Origin of the sequence: Vibrio sinus (assembly GCF_023634645.1) — a bacterium.
GTDB lineage: Bacteria > Pseudomonadota > Gammaproteobacteria > Enterobacterales > Vibrionaceae > Vibrio > Vibrio sinus.
On the sequence record NZ_JAMKMR010000016.1, the window covers coordinates 17,080 to 40,710 of the forward strand.

A 23,631-nucleotide genomic window follows, 5' to 3' on the forward strand; every position below is an offset into this window, starting at 1 on the left:
CTAAAATACGTTCATCGTTTTTTGTCGCAAAAGCGAGAAATTAGGCTCAGATAAACACTCGAAACATATTCGTCATTTAATATACGAATTCAATACACTCAATACGACTTCCAAATCGGCCTCGCGTTTTTCAATGTTGTCTTCGAGGACAATATGTTCAGTGATATGGCCTTTGATCATTTCTCGCATTAAGCCGTTCACTGCGCCTCTAATTGCGGCAATTTGTTGTAATACATCGGCGCATTGCTGTTCTTCATCCAGCATTTTCTTTAATCCGTTAACTTGGCCCTGAATTTTGCTCACGCGAGTGGTGAGTTTTTTCTTGTCTCTTACCGTGTGTGACATTTCCGCCCCCTTGTGATGTGAAAAGCCGCCCTAGAATAAAGGAGAATTTAGCATCGTTTTATACTGGAGGGGAGTATAGTCTGAAGCACTTTTACTTTGATCAATTTTCTATCTATGGACTTCACGACATTACTTCACCAAGGCAATGCTTGGTTCTTTATTCCAAGTGCTATTTTGCTTGGCGCTTTACATGGCCTTGAGCCAGGCCATTCAAAAACGATGATGGCGGCATTTATTATTGCGATTAAGGGCACTGTAAGACAGGCGATCATGTTGGGGGTAGCGGCGACGATATCCCATACTGCCATTGTGTGGTTTATCGCATTTGGCGGAATGTATCTTAGTCAGAAATTTACCGCATCATCCGTTGAGCCTTGGATGCAGTTGATATCTGCGGTCATCATTTTAGGTACGGCCACTTGGATGTTTATGCGAACTTGGAACGAAGAGCGTCAATGGAAGGCGGGGCATGTCCATCATTGCGATGGTCACCATGATCATCATCATGATCACGCTGAATCACATTCACATCATGATGATGACGAATTTGAAGATGCACATGCGCGAGCGCATGCAAAAGACATTGAGAAACGTTTTACAAACCGAGAAGTCACCAATGGGCAAATTGTTTTGTTTGGGCTGACAGGAGGCCTGATCCCTTGCCCGGCAGCAGTCACGGTACTGCTCATTTGCTTGCAGTTAAAAGCGCTCGCTTTAGGAGCGACCATGGTCATTTCTTTCAGCATTGGTTTGGCGCTAACCCTAGTGACTGTTGGGGTTGCGGCTGCAGTCAGTGTCCAGCAAGCAACAAAACGTTGGAGCGGCTTAAATACCATTGCTAAAAAAGCGCCGTATCTTTCCTCAGTATTGATAGGGTTTGTTGGGGTATATATGGCTGTGCATGGCTATTGGCTGATTAGCCAATAACTTGCTTTAGCATCTCAAGACTGACAGTTTACACCAAGCGCCCGTTCAATAAAGGGCGCTTTGTCTATGTCATGATGTTATTAACTGTTGCTGGCACTTTTAGGGAATAAAGCGGTGGTGGTAGCCACTTGTCCATCAGGCGCGGTTGATTGAATTGTATAGTGTTTATTGCCATGGGAGAGGTTCGAAATATAGACAGCGCCATCGTTATTGGTGCGGTATTGTTCAACTAAGCCATTATTTTTTAAAGTGACTGGTGCATTTTTAAGGATTTGGCCATTGTCGCTTACCGAAATCCTGGTGTAAGCCCCCATAGGCAATACATGGATTTGCATTTGATCGGCATTTGACGCAAAAGCCCCAGCTGAAAATAATGCGCTAAGTGAAATAAGTGTAAGTAGTGCGTTTTTCATAACGGATTCCTCTAAAAGATACTATTAAATTGTTGGGCTCAAGACGGGTTGCTTATCTTGTTTGCCGTTGCGACATAAGATATCGATAGAGGGCGGTGACAAAAACAGTAGTTGTCGAAATAAGCTTTCGACATTGTGCAAATATACAAAATGTTATTCTTCGATCGGCACTCTTCTCTCCCACAGAGCTTGGAATTTTGGCTAAAAAAATCGCTTCAATCTTCCCTCAAGAATGATGAACTTGTCCTATATTAAATGAATAAATAATTATAATAAGGACCAAGCATAATGAGTCATGAAGCACTGATTTCTCGAATTAACGAACTGCCAAGAATTGAAAGTGTATTGCAAGAGTTACTGGAAATGGTCAACCGAGAAACCATTGATTTTGGTGAGCTTTCAAGAAAAATGTCAATGGATCAAGTGCTCAGTGCCCGCGTGCTACGCATGGCGAACTCTGCTCATTTTGGTGGAGCGAAAGGGGTCTCTACCATTAATGATGCGATCATTCGAGTCGGTGGCGGTGCTATTCGAACACTTGTCTCTTCTTCGATTCTGTCAACGACTTTCCCTCGTCTTGAAACCCTCAACTTAAAAGACTATTGGTCGAATACCTTTGAAATTTCTATGATAGCCAGCACTGTCGCGAAACGAGTGCGGTTAGATCCGAATGAAACTTTCACCACGGGCGTATTGCACAATATTGGCGAGCTGATGATTCACGCTCTGGTTCCTGAAAAAGCGCTGGAAATTAAACACCGAGTCGACTGTGGCGAAAAAAAGTCCGTGGTACAGCAAGAAGTGTTAGGGACAGATTCTCAAGAGCTCGGCGCGGCGTTGGCGCAAAATTGGAAGTTTCCTGCTGACATGGTCGATGCTATCGCGAATGTAAACCACCCAGGCCGTGCTGGTGACTCGAAGAAATTAGCCTGTGTACTGTATTTGGCGAGAGATATTCACAATAAGTGGGATTCCATGCTTGGGGAGGAAGAAAAGCAAGCGTTTCTTGCTAGTCACCCCGCAGCCACAGCGCTTAAGGTCTCTGATGATTTGGTCGTCGAAGTCGATAAAGTGCGTGGTCAGGGCAGTGAGCTTGCCTATCAGCTGTTTTAATGCATTTTTTATTTACACGCTCGGAATTCAGCATGTTCGTACAACTCAGGGTTAGCTCGTGGCCAGTTTGCTTTAGTTGCACTGGCCACTTTTCGTTTATTTTACTTTCCGACAGCTGTTAAGCGTTCTGCGTTGGCCAAACTTAATCTGCTGGATCACCAGACCAATGACAATAAAGACTAAGCCAATTAAGGTTGAGGGATGGATCTTTTCTCCAATGATGGTGGCTAATAGAATTAAGGAAATAAATGGAGAGGCAAAGATTAAGTTGCTGATCCTTGATGTATTGCTTGTCAGCCTTAACGCGGTTAACCACAGCACATAGGTGATCCCCATTTCGAACAGCCCAGCATAAGAGACTGCTAACCACCCCTTGATTGTAATGTGGCTCCACTGGGCGTTTTCGTAAAAGCAGATGCCAATAGCAATCGGAATGGCAATCAGAAACCCAAGTAATAAACTGATCATCGGATCGGCTTTATTTTTGGTATTGAGTATCCAGTAGGTGGCCCAGAGTAGGGTTGAAATAAGTGCTAGAACGACCCCTAACGGGCTTTGAAAATGCAGTCCTAACAAGTTGTCTTGCGTGGCAATGACCAAGACCCCAAAATAGCTAAATCCACAGGCAACCCAGTCTTGTTTACGTATCGATTGACCGAGAAATATCGCCGCCATCAAAGTAAGCGTAATGGCCCAACTATAGTTAATGGCTTGGGCTTGGGCTGCTGGGAGTAAGTCATACGCTTTGAAAAGAATTAAGTAATAGGCAAGAGGGTTAATTAAGCCTAGGGTTATGTAATACAGTGGGTTAGCAGAAAAAGTGGACAATAACAGAGGCAGCTTTTTTTGTGCGCCACATATAATGCTCAGTGCACAGGCTGAGACAATGCTGGCGATAGTTAGCATTTGGATTGGCGTAAATTGTTCTAAGGTAATTTTAAAGGCGGTAGCCACTGTTGACCAAAGTAAAACAGCCGCTATGCCAAATCCGAAAGCACGACGTTCGTTCATTGCAAGATATCCCTTAAGCGTGATTGGAAAAAGTGTTGTAATTTTTATGTCACGCGCCTTAATGCTCGCTGTATACCTAGCCAAAAGGCCCGTTTTCATTTTTATTTTTAGGCTGGCGTCAGTCTATATGCTGCTCGAGTTTGCTACAAACTGGACATTTATCCAGTATAGAAATACCATTTAATTGTATTTGGTTGAATGAGTTAAGTGGACAATATGCTGTGGATTTTAGAGTACAAAGATGCCTTGCTCTCGGCACTAGGTAGTTCAGTGATCATCGGTCTTGGTGTGGGGTGGTGGGCTAAGCAGCAAAGTGCCATCCGTCTCGCTCAGTTGAGTCAGCGGTTGGAATCCAGCCAACAACTCCATCAAGCTCAATCAGCCCAACTGCAAAAAGAGCTAGATAACCTTCAGCACGATCTGATGGAGCTAGACAATGAGCGAGACAAAAGTGCCTATGAGTTAAAACAGACCCAAAACAAACTGATTGTAGCGGTAGAAAAGTTGCGTCACTTAGAGACGATTAAGCAAGAAAAAGCAAAACTTACCCATGAGCTAGAAAGCACGCGAGCACAGAAAGTTCAACTGGAAGTGAAGGTTCGCGAACAGCAGGCCCGTCATGAGCAACAAGTTCAAGCGAATGAAGAGAAACTGCAGTTATTAGAGTCAGCGGAAACTCGATTAAAGCAGCAATTTGAGCATTTAGCCCATCAAGTTTTTGAAGAAAAAAGCGCAAAGGTAGATCAACAAAACAAACAAAGCTTAGAAGGCTTGTTATCACCGTTAAAACAGCAGTTAGAAGGGTTTAAAAAGCAAGTCAACGACAGCTTTCACCAGGAAGCCAAGGAAAGGCACACGCTAGTGCATGAGCTGAAAAACCTACAGCGACTGAATGAACAGATGGCTAAAGAAGCCCTCAACCTGACAAACGCGCTCAAAGGTGATAACAAACAGCAGGGGAACTGGGGGGAGGTGATTTTAGCCAAGGTCTTGGAAGAATCAGGATTGCGGCAAGGCCATGAGTATCAAACCCAGGTTAGTTTGCAAAATGAGTCGGGTAAGCGTTTTCAACCGGATGTCATTGTCAACTTGCCGAACAATAAGCAAGTGGTCATAGATGCTAAAATGACGCTGGTGGCTTACGAGCGGTACTACAACGCGAGTGATGATGGAGAAAGAGAGCGGGCACTCACCCAGCATCTCACAGCCTTACGTGCGCATATCAAAGGTCTCGCGCAAAAAGATTATCACCAACTACAAGGTATCGAATGCCTTGATTACGTTTTGCTATTTGTCCCCATTGAGCCTGCCTTCCAAGTTGCCATTCAAGCTGATCCCAGCTTGGTTAAAGAGGCGCTTGAGCAAAATATTATCTTGGTCAGCCCTACGACTTTATTGGTTGCATTAAGAACCATCGACAATTTGTGGCGCAATGAGCGTAAGAATCAGAATGCGCAGATTATCGCGGAGCGGGCGAGTAAGCTGTATGACAAGTTGCGACTATTCATCGATGATATGGAAGGTCTGGGTGGGGCACTGGATAAAGCGAATCAAAGCTATCAAGGTGCAATGAACAAACTGGTCACCGGGCGTGGTAACGTGATTCGGCAAGCGGAAAGCTTTACCGAACTCGGTGTTCAGGTTAAAAAACCAATCTCTGCAAAAATAGCAGCCAATGTTAAGTCAGATTTCGATTAAAACCAGCTCATCCTGAGATTTATTCACCACAATTGCTACCACCTTAGCCTGTGTATAAAGTAAACTAGCGAGCAGTTGAATTGAGGTGCCATACTCAGACGTCTTGATGCATAGATTGACAAGGTGTTTGGGTTAATTGCGCGAAATAGATAGTGATCAGGAAACAGAGAATGAAAGAGACTAATTCGCAGTCTAGTGTAGAGTCCAAAGACAATGAAACCACTCATTTTGGCTATGAGACGGTAGCCAAAGAAGAGAAAGTCGCTAAGGTTGCAGAGGTATTTCATTCTGTCGCTACCAAATATGATGTCATGAACGATCTCATGTCGGCAGGTGTGCATCGTTTGTGGAAGCGTTTTACTATCGATTGCAGTGGAGCCAAGTCAGGGCAGCGTATTCTTGATCTCGGAGGTGGTACCGGAGATTTGACCGCTAAATTTTCCAAAATTGTTGGTGAGAATGGCCACGTTGTCTTGGCCGATATCAACAATTCGATGCTCAATGTTGGCCGTGACAAGCTGCGTGATAAGGGTATCGTTGGTAATGTGCATTATGTACAAGCCAATGCCGAAGAGCTGCCTTTTCCTGATGATTACTTTGACTGCATTACCATCAGCTTTTGCCTAAGAAACGTCACCGATAAAGATAAAGCGTTGGCATCAATGTTTCGAGTGTTAAAGCCGGGCGGTCGTTTATTAATTTTAGAATTCTCCAAGCCAGTCTCTAAGTCCCTTTCTAAACTTTACGATGCGTATTCTTTCCATATTCTGCCTAAGATGGGCCAGATGATTGCCAATGACTCAGAGAGCTACCGATATCTTGCAGAATCTATCCGTATGCACCCAGATCAAGACACATTGGAAAGCATGATGGAGAAGGTAGGCTTTGAGCAAACCAAGTACTACAACCTTACCGGTGGCATTGTTGCCTTACATCGTGGCTTTAAGTTCTAAGAGGCGAATACTATGCCATTAAAGCAGCTCGCGACTGCGTTGATTGAGACGTCATTGAATGCCGTGGTGCAAGACGACCCTGAGTTGAGTCGTCGCCTGTCGCGCCTTAAAGGTAAAACGATTCAAGTGCTGGTGCGAGAGTTGGACATGACAATGACGTTTGTGTTGAGCCAGCAGCAGATAGATGTGTTGAGCCAGTATGAAGGCGCTCCTGACTGTTACCTATCTTTCCAACTGAGTGATTTACGCGAGCTGCGTGATCAAGCCAACATTACTAAACTCATCAAACAAGACAAATTGATTTTAGAAGGTGATGTTCAGTTGGTACAAAAATTTGCCCAACTGATTACCGACTGCAAACCAGATATCGAAGAATGGTTGTCTAGAATCACAGGCGATGTTGTGGCTCATACTGTCGTTCAAGGTGCGAAAGATGCAGGCAGCTTCTTACGGGGCCGATTTCATAAGCACCAAGATCACCTCTCTCAGGTGCTAACTGAAGAATGGCGCTTCTTGCCTGGTGCGCTAGAAGTGGCCCATTTTTGCGATCAGGTTGATGAAGTGAAAAGTGCTTCGGCAAACCTCGAAGTTAGGCTCAAAAAGTTATTGGAGCAAATATGACCCCCACTGAGCTGAAACGCTTATATCAAATAATAAAGGTTCAGTTAGAGTATGGTTTGGACGAATTATTGCCAAACCATCAATTGGCCAAAGCGCCACTTGTTTTACGTAAATCCTTATTTTGGATCAAGAACAAACACCCGGACAAACCCTTAGGTGAGCGACTGAGGCTAGCGCTTCAGGAATTGGGGCCTGTTTGGATTAAGTTTGGTCAAATGATGTCTACGCGGCGCGATCTCTTTCCCGATCATATTGCAGACCAGCTGGCCATCTTACAAGATCAGGTCGTGCCTTTTGATGGGGAGCTTGCCAAGCAACAAATCGAACAAGCTTTGGGTGGCGATCTGACGCTTTGGTTTGAGAACTTTAATATCGAACCTTTAGCCTCTGCCTCTATTGCTCAAGTGCACACTGCTAACTTGAAAGACACTGGCCAAGAAATCGTTATTAAGGTGATTCGCCCCGATATTCAGCCGATTATTCGCGCCGACTTAAAGTTGATGTACCGTTTGGCCAGAGTTGTGGCTAAAGCGCTACCGGATGCAAGAAGGCTTAAGCCCGTTGAGGTGGTGAGTGAGTATGAAAAGACCTTGTTGGGGGAGTTGGACCTACGTAGAGAAGCGGCCAATGCCATCCAGTTAAGGCGTAACTTCGAAGGAAGTGATGAGTTATACGTGCCGGAAATCATGACGGATTTTAGTAATAAAACCGTTATGGTGTCTGAACGAATCTATGGTATTCAAGTCTCTGATATCGAAAGCCTAGTTAACAATGGCACCAACATGAAGCTATTGGCTGAGCGCGGTGTTCGGGTGTTCTTTACCCAAGTATTTAGAGATAGCTTCTTCCACGCGGACATGCACCCAGGCAATGTGTTTGTTGAGTATGATCATCCGCAAAGTCCCCGTTGGATAGGCTTGGATTGTGGCATCGTTGGCACGCTCAACAGCGAAGATAAACGTTATTTGGCAGAGAACTTTTTGGCTTTCTTTAATCGAGATTATCGTCGCGTAGCAGAGCTACACGTAGAATCGGAATGGGTTCCACGTGAAACGAACATCGATGAATTTGAATTTGCCATCCGAATGGTATGTGAACCTATATTTGCTAAACCGTTATGCGATATTTCGTTTGGCCATGTGTTGCTCAATCTGTTTAACACGGCGCGTCAATTTAATATGGAAGTTCAGCCCCAGTTGGTGCTGCTACAAAAAACCTTGCTCTATATCGAAGGCCTTGGTCGCCAATTATACCCCCAACTTGACCTTTGGGCGACTGCCAAGCCATTCTTAGAGGAGTGGATGTCGAATCAAGTGGGTCCGAAAGCGTTTTTAAACTCGGTTAAAGATAGAGCGCCACTTTGGGCAGAAAAGCTCCCTGAGTTGCCAGAGCTACTTTATGACAGCCTTAAGCAAGGCAAATTGATGAATCAAAGATTGGAGCACTTGTTCCAAGGTTATCGTCAAACTAAGCGCTCAATAGCGATCGGCAACTTTATGTTTGGCGCAGGCGCTACGGCCATGATTTGTGCAGCAATATTGCTCAATCATACGGGTGAACACCTATCTTTAGGGTTAGGAGTCTTGGGAGTCACACTTTGGCTACTGAGCTGGAGATTTTATCGCAAATAGACGTTAGTCTACGATCAATATTTTTGTGATCCATAAGGGAATTAATATGGGTGGAATCAGTATTTGGCAGCTTCTTATCATAGCTTTGATAGTGGTGTTGCTGTTTGGTACCAAAAAGCTACGTGGTATAGGTACGGATCTTGGCGGCGCGATTAAAGGATTTAAGAAGGCCATGAGTGATGAGGACTCATCGGCGCAAGATAAAAAAGTGGATGCGGATTTCGACAGCAAGAATATTGATCAAAAGAAGGAGCAATCTGAACAATCTGTTGAAAGCAAAAAAGATAACGAGCAGGCTTAAACGTGTTTGATATCGGTTTTTGGGAACTGATTGTTATCTTTGTGGTAGGGCTTGTCGTACTCGGGCCTGAACGGCTTCCTCATGCGATTCGAAGCGTTTCTCGATTTGTCTCCAGTGCTAAAAATATGGCAAATGGCGTTAAGGAAGAAATCTCGAGAGAATTAAAAGTTCAGGAGTTACATGAGAATTTACGCAAAGCAGAACAAAATGGCATGGAAGGTTTATCGGCCGATCTCAAGTCTTCGGTCGATGAGCTTAAACAGGCCGCTAAATCTGTTCAGCGTCCCTATGCAAAAGAACCAGCAGAGGATAATGCATCCCAATCTAGCCCAACGACAAGCAGTGATATGACTGCTGTTACTGGTGAATCGCCTGATGCACCGGTAGATAAACGTAAAGCTGAATAATAGCAACTGGAAGGAGCAATGGACTTGATGTCTCCTTCTTAGCTTTATCGAGTAATGTCTATGTCTTCTATGGAACAGTCGCAGCCCTTAATTTCTCACCTGTTGGAACTGCGCAATCGTATTTTACGCTCGCTCGCAGCCGTCATATTCGTCTTTTTATGTTTGGTGTATTTTTCCAACAACATCTATGACTTTGTCTCCGCACCTTTGGTTGAGCGTTTACCACAGGGGGCGACCATGATAGCTACGGATGTGGCTTCTCCATTATTCACGCCTTTGAAGCTTACTTTAGTGGTGTCGATTTTTATCTCGGTCCCCGTGATTCTTTATCAGGTATGGGCGTTTGTTGCCCCCGGCCTATATAAGCATGAAAAGAGGCTTGTCATGCCACTGCTGTTTTCAAGCACCTTGCTATTTTATTGTGGGGTCGCGTTTGCCTATTTCGTCGTTTTTCCACTGGTATTTAGCTTTTTTACCGCGATTTCGTTGGGTGGCGTCGAGTATGCGACGGATATTGCGAGTTATCTTGACTTCGTTTTAGCGCTATTCATGGCTTTTGGTATTGCATTTGAGGTACCTGTCGCGATTATTTTGCTGTGTTGGACGGGAGCGACTAGCGCTAAAGCGTTAAGTGAAAAACGCCCATACATCATAGTGGGTGCCTTTGTAATCGGCATGTTGCTAACACCGCCCGATATGATTTCGCAGACTTTGTTAGCGATTCCGATGTGGTTGTTATTTGAAGTAGGGCTGTTTTTTTCTCGTTTCTATGTCCGTAAGCAAGATGATGAGACGCAAGAAGAATCTGAAGGCGCACAGTAATCTTGCATACTAATTGAGGCAATGAAAAAGGCTGACCTGGTCAGCCTTTTACTCTGAACGGTGTCTCTAAGCTTTGCTGAGGCTAAAGCTTGAAGAGCTGTTTGGCATTGTTAGTGGTGATGTTATCCACGTCTTCTAAACTCACTCCTTTCAGCTCAGCGATTCTATGAGCAACCAACTGAGTGTAGGCTGGCTCATTGCGCTTGCCTCTGTGAGGAACGGGGGCTAGATATGGGCAATCGGTCTCTAGAATAACAAAATCCATGTTTACATTAGGGATCACCTTATCCATCCCGCCATTTTTAAATGTAGAGACGCCGCCGAGTCCTAGGTGAAAGCCAAGGTCATTGATGGCCTTGGCTTCTTCTACACTGCCGCCAAAGCAGTGGAACACACCTGTTAGCGAGCCATCTTGTTCTTTTGCAAGTAATGCTAGAGTTTCAGTCATTGAGTCTCGGGTGTGAATAACCGCAGGCAAGCCCATCTCTTTGGCCCAGTTGAGCTGATGAGCAAAGGCCCACTCTTGCTCTTTACGAAAGGTCTTATCCCAATAGAGATCGATACCAATTTCTCCCACCGCAATAAAGTCATGTTTGTCGTACCAAGCGTATATGGTGTCGAGCGTGCTTTTAACTTCAGCATTCACATAACAAGGATGTAGACCCATCATAGAGCGGCATACGTTAGGGAACTCAGCCTCAGTTTTTAACATAGGTTCGATAGAATCGAGGTCGATATTAGGCAATAGAATTCTATCAATGCCTTGGCTAAGGGCTCTTTCAACAACCAGAGCTCTATCTTGGTCAAATTCTTCGGCGTATATATGGGCGTGGGTATCTATCATAATTATTTCAGGCAAAACGTTAAGGCAATCTTGGCTAAAGTATACGGCAGTGAGCACGCTAGGTCATTTTTAGTAAACAGGCGATAACGAACAGTGATATGATTTCGCAGGTCCAATTTATCTGACGAGGAGACGAGTGTGTCAGTATCCATTCAAGGTCAATTTCCACAGCGTCGTATGCGCCGTCCACGTAATCATGATTTTAGCCGTCGATTGATTGCTGAGAATCAATTGTCAGTGAACGATTTGATTTATCCAATGTTTATTCTGATGGGTAAAGATCGTCGAGAGTCAGTTGAGTCTATGCCTGGTATTGAAAGGCTTTCTATCGACTTGATGCTTGAAGAAGCCCTACACCTAGCTAATCTTGGTGTGCCAGCGATTGCATTGTTTCCTGTGGTTAACCAAGATGCTAAAAGCTTGTGTGCCTCAGAGGCATTCAATCCCGAAGGTTTGGTACAAAGAGCGGTGAGGCAGCTTAAAGAACACATTCCACAAATGGGTGTGATAACAGACGTAGCGCTTGATCCGTTCACCACTCATGGCCAAGACGGCATCATCGACGAAAACGGCTATGTACTGAATGATGAAACGACAGAGGTGTTAATTAAGCAGGCTTTGTCCCATGCCGAAGCCGGGGCGGATGTGGTCGCACCATCAGATATGATGGATGGACGAATTGGTAAAATTCGTCAGGCATTGGAAGAGGCAGGTCATATCAATACCCAAATTATGGCTTACTCTGCAAAATATGCATCGAGTTATTATGGCCCGTTTCGTGATGCGGTTGGTTCAAGCTCAAACCTAAAAGGTGGCAATAAGAAAAGCTATCAAATGGATCCTGCCAATTCCGATGAAGCGATTCACGAGGTGGCTATGGATATTAGCGAGGGGGCGGATATGGTGATGGTTAAGCCAGGTATGCCTTATCTAGACGTAGTACGTCGAGTCAAAACTGAATTACAAGTACCCACATTTGCTTATCAAGTGTCAGGTGAATACGCGATGCACAAAGCTGCTATTGATAATGGTTGGTTGAGTGAAAAAGAAATCGTGTTGGAGTCTTTGTTGTGTTTCAAGCGTGCAGGTGCAGACGGGATTTTGACTTATTTCGCTAAAGATGTTGCCGAATGGCTTGCGCAAGATAATGTGCCCGCCTCGACAAAAATTTAATCGACATTAGATGCAAATGATATTTTTTCTCATTTAGTGTTGACATGCAATTGAGAATGATTATTATTAATCACGTATTTAGGAATAAGGCGACACCTGATTTTTAGATACGACATTGCTCACATTGCTTCCAGTGTAATTTATAGCTTTTGGTTAAATTTACTCAATCACAATTCGTAAGTTTAATTACTTTTTGCTAGGCGACACCCAATTAGGTGTCGCTTTTTTATTGTCTTCGATAAATGATGATCATCCTATGGCATAAGGTTTGGCGTGGTATTTTCCACAGAAGATGATCATGTTTAGATCGAAGGCAAAAAAGAGGATCTAAATAAAATTTATTATATTACATGATCTTATAATGATTAGATTCTTGTTTCCAGATAAGGGTGAAGAAGGGCGTTGAATAATATAAACAGACTTATCCACAATTTCGCCGACATCTTTGATGGAAACGCTACCCTTCTAGGGGCGTCACTTTAATTTGATCAAGTATATCATCATGGATTCAAGTAATCAGTCATGGCATCCTAGGCAGATCTTCCTTTTAACTTTTGGATTTAAAGATAATGGCCCTTATTCCAGACAACCCATTAATACTGATTGATGGATCTTCTTACCTATACAGAGCGTTTCACGCTTATCCAGGGACCATGAGTAATGGAGAAATTCCTACCAATGCGGTGTATGGCGTAGTCAACATGCTGAGAAGCATGATGCGCCAATATCCATCCGATCGTATCGCGGTTGTGTTCGATGCCAAAGGCAAAACCTTTCGTGATGATATGTATCCTGACTACAAAGCCAATCGCCCACCAATGCCGGATGATTTACGTTGTCAAATTGAGCCTTTGTACAATGTTATAAAGGCCTTAGGGTTGCCTCTTATCTCTATTGAAGGGGTGGAAGCGGATGATGTCATCGGTACCTTGTCCGATCAGGCAGCCAAGGCGGGCATTCCTGTATTGATAAGTACAGGAGACAAAGATATGGCCCAGCTAGTTAATGAGCACGTTACCCTGATCAATACAATGACTAACGTGATACTCGACAGAGAAGGGGTTATCGATAAATTTGGTATTCCACCTGAGCTCATCATCGATTACTTGGCCTTGATGGGAGACAAAGTGGATAATATCCCAGGGGTTCCGGGAGTGGGTGACAAGACGGCAACCGCCTTACTGCAAGGTATTGGTGGACTTGATACGCTTTACCAACAACTCGATGACATCGCTGCATTAAGCTTTCGCGGTTCTAAAACGATGGCTAAGAAGCTGGTGGATAATAAAGACAATGCGTATTTGTCCTATGAGCTGGCAACCATTAAGTTGGATGTGGAGCTTGATGAAACGCCAGAAACTTTGCGCAAATCAACGCCAAACCATGATGAGCTGGTGAAATTATATGGCCAACTCGTTTTCAAGTCCTGGCTAAATGAGCTGCTGGAAGGAAATGATGCGACAGCGGCTCCTGCTCGTTCACCTTCGATATCAGCCACGCAATCGCAAAGCCAGCCAGAGGCGGCTAAGGTTGAGATTGATCGCAGCCGTTACGAAACCGTTTTGGATAAGGATACCTTCAATCAGTGGCTTGAAAAGCTGGAAAAATCCTCCGTCTTTGCTTTTGACACTGAAACCGACAGTCTCGATTACATGGTGGCAAATTTGGTCGGGGTATCTTTTGCCATTGAGGAAGGCCAAGCGGCCTATGTGCCATTAAGCCATGACTATCTCGATGCACCTGAGCAGCTTGACCGTAGTTGGGTATTGCAGCAGCTTAAACCTATATTGCAAGACTCAGAGCAGTTTAAAGTGGGACAAAATCTAAAATACGATGCTAGCGTTCTGGCTCGTTATGATATTGAACTTAAGGGTATTAAGTACGATACCATGTTAGCGTCTTACGTATTGAATAGTGTCGGTGGCAAGCACGATATGGATAGCTTGGCACTGCGCTTTCTTCAGCACAGCTGCATATCTTTTGAGCAAATTGCGGGTAAAGGCAAAAAGCAGCTCACTTTTAATCAAATCGACCTAGAGCAGGCGTCACCTTACGCTGCGGAAGATGCCGATGTGACATTGAGGCTTCACAATCACTTAAATCAGTGCTTACAGGGCGAGAAAAAGTTGAACTCGATATATCAGGATATCGAAGTGCCATTGGTTCCGGTTTTGTCTCGCATGGAACGAACCGGTGTGCTCATTGATGACATGCTATTGTCTGCCCAGTCTCAAGAAATCGCTATTCGGCTGGATGAACTAGAGCAAAAAGCCTTTGAGTTAGCTGAGCAAGAATTTAACTTAAGTTCGCCAAAGCAGTTGCAAGCGATATTGTTTGAAAAAATGGCTTTGCCTGTGATTAAGAAAACGCCATCCGGTGCACCTTCTACCAATGAAGAAGTGTTACAGGAATTGGCACTCGATTATCCATTGCCGAAGCTATTGCTTGAATATCGTGGCTTGGCGAAACTGAAATCGACCTACACGGACAAGCTGCCGAAAATGATCAACCCGGAAACAGGGCGCGTCCATACTTCTTACCATCAAGCAGTTACCGCAACAGGACGTTTATCATCGACCGATCCTAACTTGCAAAATATCCCGATTCGTAACGAGCAAGGCCGTAGAATTCGCCAAGCGTTTATAGCGCCACATGGCTATAAGGTCTTAGCTGTCGACTACTCTCAGATCGAGCTGCGCATTATGGCTCACTTATCTGGAGATAAAGCATTGCTAGAAGCATTTCAGCAAGGCAAAGATATCCATGCGGCCACCGCAGCTGAAATTATTGGTGTCGACATCAGTGAAGTGACCAGCGAACAAAGACGTCGCGCCAAAGCAGTGAACTTTGGATTAATTTATGGCATGAGCGCATTTGGTTTGTCAAAACAACTGGGTATTCCTCGAGGCGAAGCGCAAGGGTATATGGACAAGTATTTTGAACGTTACCCAGGTGTGATGCAGTACATGGAAGATACTCGTAGCCTAGCTTCTGAGCATGGCTATGTGGAAACCATTTTTGGTCGCCGCTTGCACTTGCCTGAAATTAAATCTCGTAATGGCATGCGTCGTAAAGCGGCTGAGCGTGCGGCGATCAATGCGCCAATGCAAGGTACCGCGGCCGACATCATCAAAAAAGCCATGCTATTGGTCGATGATTGGATACAACAGCAAGATCAGGATGATGTCAGGCTGCTGATGCAAGTACACGATGAGCTGGTGTTTGAAGTAAAAGAATCTCGTTTGCAAGAAATTGAAAGTCAGATACAAAATCTGATGGAATCAGCAGCGCAACTCGACGTACCTTTGGTGGCTGAAGCTGGCTCGGGTAACAATTGGGATGAAGCCCATTAGGATTTTACCCCCGTAAAAACAGCAAATTATGAGGTTTATTTGTAACTGTCCAATAACAGCTAATCGATTAACAATAGGTGGAGTGTATTTTTAGTAAAAAAATAGTGAAAAAAAATTACATAAAGCATTTTACTTTTCGATCAAATGTTGTACATTAGCAGGCGTAGGGTACAGAGGTAAGATGTTCTATCTTTCAGACCTTTTGTTTCACGTTATTGGATTAGGCTGATTCAGCCGCCCCAGTCAGTATTTGACTGGGGCGTTTTTTATTCTGGCTTGTCAATTTCTACCCAGTCCTGCGCTTTCTCTTTCACCAATTATCCGACGCTATGATTCGAACGAATTGTTCTGAACTGTAACAAAAATACATAAAAGTATGTTGTGTGGCAGTTCCGATCAATAACACGCAGCTGCCTAGCTAGGATCTGACGCAAATAAAACGAAGCAACATAAAAAAGCCAACACGCTAGGTGCTGGCTCGGCGAGATTAATCGGCTAGGGGTTCTCAGTTATCCATATCGTCAATGGAATCATCTTCAAGGTCTTCATCCTCCAGCATTTCAGTAAATGCGGGAGCGAACCACTGGTCAAGTTTATTACGCAGTACATCCACGCCAATACCTTTCAATGAAGAAAAAGCATCAACTTGCACGTCGCCACCAAAGGCGAGTGCAGCCTCACGGATCTTCAACACCTGTGCTTTGCGCGCGCCACTTTTTAACTTGTCCGCTTTGGTCAACATCACTTGAACTGGAATGTTGCAATCCACTGCCCAGTAGATTAATTGCTGATCGAGATCTTTCATTGGGTGGCGTATGTCCATTAGCACAACCAGCCCTTTGAGACAGGTTCTCTTTTGTAGATATTCGCCTAATGATTTTTGCCATTTCTTTTTCATTTCCAGCGGCACTTGGGCAAAGCCATAGCCAGGCAAATCGACGATGTGGCAGTTTTCGTCGACCTTAAATAAGTTAATAAGCTGGGTCCGGCCCGGCGTTTTACTGGTTTTGGCTAAACTTTTTTGATTGGTGAGTCGATTCAATGCACTGGATTTTCCCGCATTGGAGCGACCAGCAAACGCAATTTCAATACCTTCATCTTCCGGTAAATGTCGGATATCCGGCGCACTGGTGATGAAATGCGTGTTTTGATACTTAATTTTGGCGCTCACTGTTAACTCCATCTCGACTTTGTATTATTGATTGATCACTTTTATGGGATTATGTGTAAAATAATCATGCTCGGCATAAAGTCGCCTATTGTAGCATGAGTGACGCAGCGGAGTGGTAATGGAAGCCAGATAATTATAATGGAATGTCATGAAGAAATTAGTGCTAATCGTAAGCCTTTTAGCTAGCGGGCCTTTATGGGCTCAAGGTGATATCGAAGCTGGTAAGGCAAAATCCGAATCTTGTGCCGCTTGCCATGGTCCTGATGGTAACAGTTTGCTAGGGATTTACCCCAACCTAGCGGGTCAACATGAAAAGTATTTGTTCAAGCAGCTCAAAGATTTAAAGCTGGGTATGGAGACCAGTGGTAAACAAGGTCGGTACAATCCTGTCATGAGTGGCATGGCATTGCCTTTATCTGAACAAGATATGGCAGATTTAGCCGCATACTACGCTTCTCTTCCTGCACAAGAAGGCACAACGCCAGAAAATGTGGTTGAGCAAGGCAGGGCATTATACTCCGGTGGCGACGAAGAAAGAGGCCTGACGGCGTGCATCGCCTGCCATGGACCTAGAGGCCATGGCGGTGAATTGTCCGGTTTTCCTAGGCTTTCTGGCCAGCAAGCGGAGTACATTAAAATTCAGTTAGAGGAATACCGGCAAGGTAGCCGAGCCAATGATATGAATGCCATCATGCGAGATATCGCGAAAAAGTTAACTGATGAAGACATTGCAGTGCTTTCGCAGTATGTCGGTGGATTGCATTAACGTCTTATCCCATTCATACCATTAGTTGATGTTGTCTCCTAGCGATACGATATGAAAACACCTCAAGTGCCGTTGAGGTGTTTTGTTTGCTTCCCTTCTTGTTTTATTCCCTCATTAACCTTTGTTTCTATTTAGGGCAGGGTGCGTTGAGCCGATTTGTTGAAAAAAAGAGCAATAGCACTCCACACCTGTGATGATTTCTGGTATGTTTCGCATCCCCGAGAAAGGAACAGAAGATGTATCACTGTCCATTATGCCAATCAACAGACACAAGGCATTATCATTCAGATAAACGTCGTGACTATTTTCAATGTTTCGATTGTCAATTGGTATTTGTCGATCCTAAGCAGCGTTTGGCGCCTGCAGAAGAAAAAGCAGAATACGATTTACATGAGAATGATGCCTCTGACATAGGCTATCGAAAGTTTTTGTCTAGACTGGTTAATCCGCTGGCGAATAAACTGGTAGCTAATTCGCATGGGTTGGATTTTGGCTGTGGCCCAGGACCAACTTTATCTCTCATGTTGAGCGATCTGGGCCATACAACGGCGTTGTACGATGTGTACTTTTACCCAGATAAAGGTAGTTTGCATAATCAGTATGATTATGTCACCGCAACTGAGGTGATTGAGCATCTGTATCATCCAGGAGCGGTTTGGCAACAATGGCTGGGCTTGCTAAAAATGGGTGGCTGGCTGGGTCTAATGACCAAATTAGTCAAGGATGTAGAAGCGTTTTCAAAGTGGCATTATAAAAATGATCTGACCCATGTGGTCTTTTTTAGTCGTGAAACATTTGAATTCTTGGCAAAACGGGACAAACTCCACCTAGAATTTATAGGTAATGATGTAATTTTACTGAGGAAAACCAGTAATGAGTCGTAAAAAGAAATCTAGAAAACCAGGTTCTACTGGTGATGTAGATTTGATTGTTACTCGCAATCGAACTGAGTCTGATGTTGAAGGCCGTCTACGTAAGAAATTGAAAAAGCGCAAAGGCTTAAAAACGGGTAGCCGTCATTCAGAGTCTGCCGAATCGGCGACCACAATGGGTAAACAAAAGCGTGATCCTCGCTTGGGCAGCCAGAAGAAAATACCTTTGGTTGTTGATAACAAAAAACCAACAAAACAAGAGAAGAAGCTCTCAGCTGAGAAAGAGCTTGAGATGCTAGAAAATGATGCTCAGCTCAATGTATTGCTTGCGCGTCTTGAACAAGGTGAAAAGCTAGGCTCTGGCTTGCAACGCTATGTAGACGAAAAGTTGGATCGCATTGAAGCCTTGATGAGCCAGTTAGGTCTATTGACCGAAGATGAGATGCTAGAAGAAGAGCCTCAACGAGATCAAGCAACGGCGAGCAGCAAAAAAGCCGATAAAAAATCATCGGTTGGCGAGCAAGACTTACTCGACCGATTTGAAAATTTAGACTTGGATGATTTCAACCAATAGAGGTTTAGGATGAACGTTACGTTACTCGCCACGGTAGGCGGATTGATAATACTCGGCCTAGCAATTTATGCTGGTTACTTATTACTGTTGCTGAAAAAGCAAAATCAGTTGAAAGCCAAGCATCAGCAACTGGCGATCAATAAGCGTAACGCCAATATTTATGACAACGTCAATACCTTGTGTATGGCTGGTATACAAGGGCAATGTGACTTATCTGAAATCAGTATTCGTGTGTATAACATCATGGACTATGTACAAGGCGATGAGCGTGTCGACTTTGCACGCGAATACCCAGCGACCAGTGAGCTTTACGAGATAGTTAAAGACATGCCTCGTGGAGAGGAGCGACAAAAACTGGCTAAAAAAGATCGTATGAAGCAAAACTTGGCACGCAGTAAAGCAGAAGCTCGCTTAAATGATGCTATTGTCAGTGAGCTAACGCGACTAAAAAACCGCGTTAAGCCATTAAATGATCAAATTACTATCCAGATGGTCTAAATGCGGTACAATTCCTCGCAAGTGATAGCAATTAAGTGACCACGATAGCAGCGCGAAATGAATTTTTGGCTTAAGTTGTTCACAGTGGCGAAGTATGGTGTGCTTAAGAAGCGGCGCTGGCCCTAGGTTTTAGTTAAAGATGGAATGCTTATATGTCTCAGCAAGTTGAGTTTGGTCAAAACGCAGTTTGGGATCAGTCAGTTATTGAAAAGTATAACTATTCGGGCCCTCGTTATACCTCTTACCCAACAGCACTAGAGTTACACGAAGTTTTTACTATTTCCGATTTAGACATGGCGTGTACTCAGTTTCCAGAGCGGCCGCTCTCGCTTTATATACATATCCCATTTTGTCATACCCTATGCTACTACTGTGGTTGTAATAAGTTCATCACTCGCCAAGAACAAAAGGTGAATGAGTATCTCGATGTTCTAGTGCACGAGATCAGACAGCGCGCTTTTCTTCTTCAAGGCAGACAAGTTGTGCAGTTGCACTTTGGTGGTGGAACACCGACTTATTTAACCAAAGAACAGCTTAGTCGCATTATGGATACGCTAAGAGAGGAATTCGCCTTTCAAGCTGACGCTGAAATTAGTATTGAAGTCGATCCGCGCGAGTTCGCCTTAGATAGACTCGACCATTTGGTTGATGAAGGGTTTAATCGCTTAAGTATTGGGGTACAAGACTTCAATAAAACGGTACAAAAGCTGGTGAATCGTGAACAAGACGAACAGCACATTGTCGCCTTGTTTAATCGGGCGAGAAAACTTAATTTCCAATCAATCAGCCTTGATCTGATTTACGGTCTTCCTCAGCAAAGCCAGGCTTCGTTTGCTGAGACACTGTTCAAAGTGTTAAGCCTAAGGCCGGATCGTCTATCGGTGTTTAACTATGCTCATATGCCTAAGGCGTTCGCTGCACAAAGAAAAATCAATCAGCAAGACCTACCTTCGGCCGAGGAAAAAATCGCGATATTGCAAAATACCATAGCAACACTCACTCAAGCCGGATACCAGTTTATTGGCATGGATCATTTTGCCCTTCCCGACGATGAATTGGCTGTCGCTCAACGAGATGGCAAGTTGCACCGCAACTTCCAAGGGTATACGACTCAAGGTGATTCTGATTTAGTTGGCTTTGGTGTGTCGGCGATATCGATGATCGGTAACGCATACGCACAAAATCGTAAAAATCTTAAAGAGTATCGCACTCAAGTCGATGAAGAGCGGCATGCTTTGTGGCGTGGGGTGGTGCTAGATGAAGATGATTTGGTGAGAAGTTATGTGATTAAGCAGCTGATCTGCAACTTCCATGTGAGCAAAACTGAGGTAAACGACAAGTTTAAGATAGAGTTTGACCGCTATTTTAAGCAGGATTTAGCACTACTTGAGCCTTTCATTGCCGACCAACTCGTCACTGAAAGCAATCACGAGCTTGTAGTAACGGCGCGTGGCCGACTGCTTATTCGCAATATTTGTATGTGTTTCGATAGATATTTGCGCGAGAGGCAGCATCAGCAGCAATTTTCTAAAGTGATCTAGCGATAGAGTTAGCTGGCAAACATCACGCTGTTTGAGCCGATTTTCCATAGTGCCTGAATCAAAGGGTCACTCAAATTGGCTCGTTGGCAACACAACCCCAGTTTAAACGGCTTGATAGGCTCGACTTTCAGTCGTTGAATATTATCTTTCACTGGGCTATTTGATACCACGATATCCGGGACAATACCGACTCCACACCCTAGTGCCACCATACTGACAATGGCTTCATGGCCTGCCACTTGAGCATAAATCTTCGGCTTAAATTTCATCTGCTTAAACCAGCTATTCGCTCGCTCTCGCGCCGCTCCTGCTTCGGGGATAATGAAAGGCACTTGAGTCCAGTTGGGCTTGTCTTTTTGCAACTCTTCACCAAAGTTACTGACCCCACCTGGCGCAATGATAGAAAAAGGCATTTCAGCAATTACTTTAAATTCGAGCTTTGGTGGTAAGGAATCTGGCATCGCCGATAGTGCTAGGTCGACGTCATCGCTCATGACTTTTTCTATGGCCTGGGCGGGATCGCCGGTCGAGAGTTTGTATTCAATCAAAGGCTGATGCAGTCGAAACTCAGAGAGAAGGGCCGGCAAATACGTATAACTGGCGGTAACAGAGCAAAAAAAGCGCACTTCACCTGTGAGGATACGGGTGTCTTGGTTGAGCTCGGCTAGGTACTGTTGCCATTCTGAGACGATTTTCAAGGCCACTGGAAGCAATTTGCTGCCCGCATTGGTCAACTCGACCGAGCGGTTATCGCGAATAAACAAGGCTTGCCCAACTTGCTCTTCCAATTTCTGCACCTGCCTACTGAGTGCAGAAGGGCTCATGTGCATGGCTAAGGCACTTTTTTGAAAGCTTCGACTATCACAGAGGTGAATAAATATGGACAGTGTTTTTAGATTCATTATTGGTTTATCCATGTTGCAAAACTTGCAATGACTTCTTGTAAATATATCACTTTAAGCAAGCTTGTGTTGGTACTAATATGGGATTCACTTTTTGCTTTTGGTGAGTTGATTACCAACAGGCATCATTTAAACAATGACGATTAGGATAAGAAAATGGCGAACTACTTTAATACGTTAAACCTACGCCAGCAGTTAGATCAGCTAGGCCGCTGCCGCTTTATGGATAAAGAAGAATTTGCTAGTGAAGCAGATTATCTAAAAGGTAAAAAAATAGTAATTGTTGGTTGTGGCGCGCAAGGTTTAAACCAAGGCCTGAATTTGCGTGACTCAGGTCTCGATGTATCTTATGCCTTACGTCAAGCTGCCATTGATGAGCAGCGCCAATCGTTTAAGAATGCCAAGGATAACGGTTTCACTGTCGGCAGTTATGAAAATCTCATCCCACAAGCAGACTTAGTGATTAACCTTACACCTGATAAACAACACAGCAATGTTGTTGAAACAGTGATGCCACTGATGAAGCAGGGGGCAGCACTGGGTTATTCACATGGCTTTAATATTGTCGAAGAAGGCATGCAGGTTCGCGAGGATATTACTGTTGTCATGGTCGCACCAAAGTGTCCAGGAACTGAAGTTCGCGAAGAATATAAGCGTGGCTTTGGCGTACCGACATTGCTTGCGGTTCACCCAGAAAACGATCCTAAAGGTGAAGGTTGGGATATCGCTAAAGCTTGGGCAGCGGGTACAGGTGGACATCGTGCAGGCTGCTTAGAGTCTTCTTTCGTGGCGGAAGTTAAATCGGATTTATTGGGTGAGCAAACCATTTTGTGTGGCATGCTGCAAGCGGGCTCAATCGTTTGCTACGAGAAAATGATTGCTGAAGGCATTGACGCAGGCTACGCGGGTAAGCTCGTTCAATATGGCTGGGAAGTGGTCACTGAGGCCCTTAAGTTTGGCGGCATCACTCATATGATGGATAGATTGTCTAACCCTGGCAAAATCAAAGCATTTGAATTATCAGAGCAGCTGAAGGATTTAATGCGTCCACTGTACAACAAGCACATGGATGACATCATCACCGGTGAATTTTCTAGAACCATGATGAAAGACTGGTCTGATGGTGATAGCAACCTGCTAGGTTGGAGACAAGAAACGGGCGAAACGGCATTTGAAAACAGCCCTGAGTCTGATGTTGAGATTTCTGAGCAAGAGTACTTTGATAAAGGTATCTTGATGATCGCCATGGTGCGTGCAGGTGTTGAGTTGGCTTTTGAAGCCATGACATCGTCTGGCATCATCGATGAATCAGCCTACTATGAGTCTTTGCATGAGTTACCACTGATTGCCAACCTAGTTGCCCGTAAGCGTTTATATGAAATGAACGTGGTGATTTCAGACACGGCAGAGTATGGCAACTACCTATTTGCCAACGTTGCAACACCACTGCTGCGCGAGCAATTTATGCCTTCGGTTTCCGCTGATGTGATAGGTAAAGGGCTTAACGAGCAATCTAATCAAGTGGATAACGCGCGTTTGATTGAAGTGAATGATGCTATTCGCAATCATCCAGTAGAATATATTGGCGAAGAGCTTCGCGGCTACATGACTGATATGAAAAGAATTTCCGTGGGTGGCTAACTCTTTACCACAGGTGATTGTTAATACGAGTTAGTAAAAATTTGAACTCTGTCA

General features: G+C 44.3%; 24 protein-coding genes. 18 read left to right on the forward strand and 6 right to left on the reverse strand.

Annotated features, from left to right (window positions below):
* Positions 1-72: 72 nt before the first annotated feature.
* On the reverse strand, positions 73-345 hold the full coding sequence (gene rcnR / locus M9194_RS15665) for a Ni(II)/Co(II)-binding transcriptional repressor RcnR (protein ID WP_250613628.1): 273 nt from the start codon (positions 343-345) through the stop codon (positions 73-75).
* Between the two features lie 114 nt (positions 346-459).
* On the opposite strand from rcnR, the gene M9194_RS15670 reads away from it, so the two are divergent.
* Complete coding sequence (locus M9194_RS15670) at positions 460-1,272, forward strand: nickel/cobalt efflux protein RcnA (RefSeq protein WP_250613691.1); 813 nt, start codon at positions 460-462, stop codon at positions 1,270-1,272.
* An 80-nt stretch (positions 1,273-1,352) separates the two neighbouring features.
* On the opposite strand, the gene M9194_RS15675 is transcribed toward M9194_RS15670, so the two are convergent.
* Positions 1,353-1,685 carry a hypothetical protein gene (locus M9194_RS15675; protein WP_250613629.1) on the reverse strand — a complete coding sequence of 111 codons (333 nt, stop codon included), beginning with the start codon at positions 1,683-1,685 and terminating at the stop codon, positions 1,353-1,355.
* A 288-nt stretch (positions 1,686-1,973) separates the two neighbouring features.
* On the opposite strand from M9194_RS15675, the gene M9194_RS15680 reads away from it, so the two are divergent.
* A complete protein-coding gene (locus M9194_RS15680; protein WP_250613630.1) occupies positions 1,974-2,798 on the forward strand; it encodes an HDOD domain-containing protein in 825 nt (274 codons plus the stop codon).
* Between the two features lie 96 nt (positions 2,799-2,894).
* On the opposite strand, the gene M9194_RS15685 is transcribed toward M9194_RS15680, so the two are convergent.
* Positions 2,895-3,809 (reverse strand): DMT family transporter, encoded by a 915-nt coding sequence (locus tag M9194_RS15685; RefSeq protein ID WP_250613631.1) that lies wholly within the window; start codon positions 3,807-3,809, stop codon positions 2,895-2,897.
* 216 nt (positions 3,810-4,025) lie between these two features.
* On the opposite strand from M9194_RS15685, the gene rmuC reads away from it, so the two are divergent.
* The 7 genes from rmuC to tatC all read left to right on the forward strand — a co-directional run bounded on the left by rmuC (position 4,026) and on the right by tatC (position 10,242).
* A complete protein-coding gene (gene rmuC, locus M9194_RS15690) occupies positions 4,026-5,507 on the forward strand; it encodes a DNA recombination protein RmuC (protein WP_250613632.1) in 1,482 nt (493 codons plus the stop codon).
* 170 nt (positions 5,508-5,677) lie between these two features.
* Entirely contained in the window at positions 5,678-6,460 is a 783-nt protein-coding gene (gene ubiE / locus M9194_RS15695; protein ID WP_250613633.1) for a bifunctional demethylmenaquinone methyltransferase/2-methoxy-6-polyprenyl-1,4-benzoquinol methylase UbiE, read from the forward strand.
* Between the two features lie 12 nt (positions 6,461-6,472).
* Complete coding sequence (locus M9194_RS15700; RefSeq protein WP_250613634.1) at positions 6,473-7,081, forward strand: ubiquinone biosynthesis accessory factor UbiJ; 609 nt, start codon at positions 6,473-6,475, stop codon at positions 7,079-7,081.
* Positions 7,078-8,712 (forward strand): ubiquinone biosynthesis regulatory protein kinase UbiB, encoded by a 1,635-nt coding sequence (ubiB, locus tag M9194_RS15705; protein ID WP_250613635.1) that lies wholly within the window; start codon positions 7,078-7,080, stop codon positions 8,710-8,712. Before M9194_RS15700 ends, ubiB begins: the two co-directional genes overlap by 4 nt.
* Positions 8,713-8,758: 46 nt before the next feature.
* The gene (gene tatA, locus M9194_RS15710) at positions 8,759-9,013 is read left to right on the forward strand and encodes a Sec-independent protein translocase subunit TatA (protein WP_250613636.1); all 255 of its coding nucleotides are present in this window, start codon (positions 8,759-8,761) and stop codon (positions 9,011-9,013) included.
* A 2-nt stretch (positions 9,014-9,015) separates the two neighbouring features.
* The gene (tatB, locus tag M9194_RS15715) at positions 9,016-9,420 is read left to right on the forward strand and encodes a Sec-independent protein translocase protein TatB (RefSeq protein ID WP_250613637.1); all 405 of its coding nucleotides are present in this window, start codon (positions 9,016-9,018) and stop codon (positions 9,418-9,420) included.
* Between the two features lie 60 nt (positions 9,421-9,480).
* A complete protein-coding gene (tatC, locus tag M9194_RS15720) occupies positions 9,481-10,242 on the forward strand; it encodes a twin-arginine translocase subunit TatC (RefSeq protein ID WP_250613638.1) in 762 nt (253 codons plus the stop codon).
* Positions 10,243-10,324: 82 nt separating this feature from the next.
* Here tatC and M9194_RS15725 read toward each other — a convergent pair whose 3' ends face one another.
* Positions 10,325-11,086 (reverse strand): TatD family hydrolase, encoded by a 762-nt coding sequence (locus M9194_RS15725; RefSeq protein WP_250613639.1) that lies wholly within the window; start codon positions 11,084-11,086, stop codon positions 10,325-10,327.
* 138 nt (positions 11,087-11,224) lie between these two features.
* Between M9194_RS15725 and hemB the strand changes: the two genes are divergently transcribed.
* From hemB to spfP, 3 genes are all read left to right on the forward strand, one after another.
* Positions 11,225-12,259, forward strand: a complete 1,035-nt coding sequence (gene hemB / locus M9194_RS15730) for a porphobilinogen synthase (RefSeq protein WP_250613640.1) — start codon at positions 11,225-11,227, stop codon at positions 12,257-12,259.
* A 569-nt stretch (positions 12,260-12,828) separates the two neighbouring features.
* Positions 12,829-15,612 (forward strand): DNA polymerase I, encoded by a 2,784-nt coding sequence (polA, locus tag M9194_RS15735; RefSeq protein WP_250613641.1) that lies wholly within the window; start codon positions 12,829-12,831, stop codon positions 15,610-15,612.
* Positions 15,613-15,793: 181 nt separating this feature from the next.
* Positions 15,794-15,841 (forward strand): small protein SpfP, encoded by a 48-nt coding sequence (gene spfP, locus M9194_RS21880; protein WP_438356636.1) that lies wholly within the window; start codon positions 15,794-15,796, stop codon positions 15,839-15,841.
* Between the two features lie 276 nt (positions 15,842-16,117).
* Here the strand turns inward: spfP and yihA are convergent, their stop codons facing one another.
* The gene (gene yihA, locus M9194_RS15740; RefSeq protein WP_250613642.1) at positions 16,118-16,783 is read right to left on the reverse strand and encodes a ribosome biogenesis GTP-binding protein YihA/YsxC; all 666 of its coding nucleotides are present in this window, start codon (positions 16,781-16,783) and stop codon (positions 16,118-16,120) included.
* 148 nt (positions 16,784-16,931) lie between these two features.
* Here yihA and M9194_RS15745 point away from each other — a divergent pair, with 148 nt between their 5' ends.
* The 5 genes from M9194_RS15745 to hemN all read left to right on the forward strand — a co-directional run bounded on the left by M9194_RS15745 (position 16,932) and on the right by hemN (position 21,034).
* Positions 16,932-17,549, forward strand: a complete 618-nt coding sequence (locus tag M9194_RS15745; protein WP_250613643.1) for a c-type cytochrome — start codon at positions 16,932-16,934, stop codon at positions 17,547-17,549.
* Positions 17,550-17,785: 236 nt separating this feature from the next.
* Complete coding sequence (locus M9194_RS15750) at positions 17,786-18,433, forward strand: methyltransferase domain-containing protein (protein ID WP_250613644.1); 648 nt, start codon at positions 17,786-17,788, stop codon at positions 18,431-18,433.
* Entirely contained in the window at positions 18,423-18,995 is a 573-nt protein-coding gene (gene yihI, locus M9194_RS15755; RefSeq protein ID WP_250613645.1) for a Der GTPase-activating protein YihI, read from the forward strand. Before M9194_RS15750 ends, yihI begins: the two co-directional genes overlap by 11 nt.
* Positions 18,996-19,004: 9 nt before the next feature.
* On the forward strand, positions 19,005-19,493 hold the full coding sequence (locus M9194_RS15760; protein ID WP_250613646.1) for a DUF2489 domain-containing protein: 489 nt from the start codon (positions 19,005-19,007) through the stop codon (positions 19,491-19,493).
* A gap of 152 nt (positions 19,494-19,645) precedes the next feature.
* Positions 19,646-21,034, forward strand: a complete 1,389-nt coding sequence (gene hemN / locus M9194_RS15765) for an oxygen-independent coproporphyrinogen III oxidase (protein ID WP_250613647.1) — start codon at positions 19,646-19,648, stop codon at positions 21,032-21,034.
* Positions 21,035-21,042: 8 nt separating this feature from the next.
* Here the strand turns inward: hemN and ilvY are convergent, their stop codons facing one another.
* Positions 21,043-21,936, reverse strand: a complete 894-nt coding sequence (gene ilvY / locus M9194_RS15770) for an HTH-type transcriptional activator IlvY (RefSeq protein WP_250613648.1) — start codon at positions 21,934-21,936, stop codon at positions 21,043-21,045.
* A 156-nt stretch (positions 21,937-22,092) separates the two neighbouring features.
* Here ilvY and ilvC point away from each other — a divergent pair, with 156 nt between their 5' ends.
* Positions 22,093-23,577, forward strand: a complete 1,485-nt coding sequence (ilvC, locus tag M9194_RS15775; RefSeq protein WP_250613649.1) for a ketol-acid reductoisomerase — start codon at positions 22,093-22,095, stop codon at positions 23,575-23,577.
* Positions 23,578-23,631 lie beyond the last annotated feature (54 nt).

Excerpts from the sequence above, each read along its gene's own strand:
- M9194_RS15700 (WP_250613634.1), top strand. The coding sequence starts at position 6,473 with ATGCCATTAAAGCAGCTCGCGACTGCGTTGATTGAGACGTCATTGAAT.
- rmuC (WP_250613632.1), top strand. The coding sequence starts at position 4,026 with ATGCTGTGGATTTTAGAGTACAAAGATGCCTTGCTCTCGGCACTAGGT.
- ilvC (WP_250613649.1), top strand. The coding sequence starts at position 22,093 with ATGGCGAACTACTTTAATACGTTAAACCTACGCCAGCAGTTAGATCAG.
- M9194_RS15750 (WP_250613644.1), top strand. The coding sequence starts at position 17,786 with ATGTATCACTGTCCATTATGCCAATCAACAGACACAAGGCATTATCAT.
- tatC (WP_250613638.1), top strand. The coding sequence starts at position 9,481 with ATGTCTTCTATGGAACAGTCGCAGCCCTTAATTTCTCACCTGTTGGAA.
- tatA (WP_250613636.1), top strand. The coding sequence starts at position 8,759 with ATGGGTGGAATCAGTATTTGGCAGCTTCTTATCATAGCTTTGATAGTG.
- ilvY (WP_250613648.1), bottom strand. The coding sequence starts at position 21,936 with ATGAATCTAAAAACACTGTCCATATTTATTCACCTCTGTGATAGTCGA.
- M9194_RS15670 (WP_250613691.1), top strand. The coding sequence starts at position 460 with ATGGACTTCACGACATTACTTCACCAAGGCAATGCTTGGTTCTTTATT.
- yihI (WP_250613645.1), top strand. The coding sequence starts at position 18,423 with ATGAGTCGTAAAAAGAAATCTAGAAAACCAGGTTCTACTGGTGATGTA.
- polA (WP_250613641.1), top strand. The coding sequence starts at position 12,829 with ATGGCCCTTATTCCAGACAACCCATTAATACTGATTGATGGATCTTCT.
- ubiB (WP_250613635.1), top strand. The coding sequence starts at position 7,078 with ATGACCCCCACTGAGCTGAAACGCTTATATCAAATAATAAAGGTTCAG.
- M9194_RS15745 (WP_250613643.1), top strand. The coding sequence starts at position 16,932 with ATGAAGAAATTAGTGCTAATCGTAAGCCTTTTAGCTAGCGGGCCTTTA.
- rcnR (WP_250613628.1), bottom strand. The coding sequence starts at position 345 with ATGTCACACACGGTAAGAGACAAGAAAAAACTCACCACTCGCGTGAGC.
- M9194_RS15685 (WP_250613631.1), bottom strand. The coding sequence starts at position 3,809 with ATGAACGAACGTCGTGCTTTCGGATTTGGCATAGCGGCTGTTTTACTT.
- ubiE (WP_250613633.1), top strand. The coding sequence starts at position 5,678 with ATGAAAGAGACTAATTCGCAGTCTAGTGTAGAGTCCAAAGACAATGAA.
- hemN (WP_250613647.1), top strand. The coding sequence starts at position 19,646 with ATGTCTCAGCAAGTTGAGTTTGGTCAAAACGCAGTTTGGGATCAGTCA.
- M9194_RS15680 (WP_250613630.1), top strand. The coding sequence starts at position 1,974 with ATGAGTCATGAAGCACTGATTTCTCGAATTAACGAACTGCCAAGAATT.
- M9194_RS15675 (WP_250613629.1), bottom strand. The coding sequence starts at position 1,685 with ATGAAAAACGCACTACTTACACTTATTTCACTTAGCGCATTATTTTCA.
- M9194_RS15725 (WP_250613639.1), bottom strand. The coding sequence starts at position 11,086 with ATGATAGATACCCACGCCCATATATACGCCGAAGAATTTGACCAAGAT.
- M9194_RS15760 (WP_250613646.1), top strand. The coding sequence starts at position 19,005 with ATGAACGTTACGTTACTCGCCACGGTAGGCGGATTGATAATACTCGGC.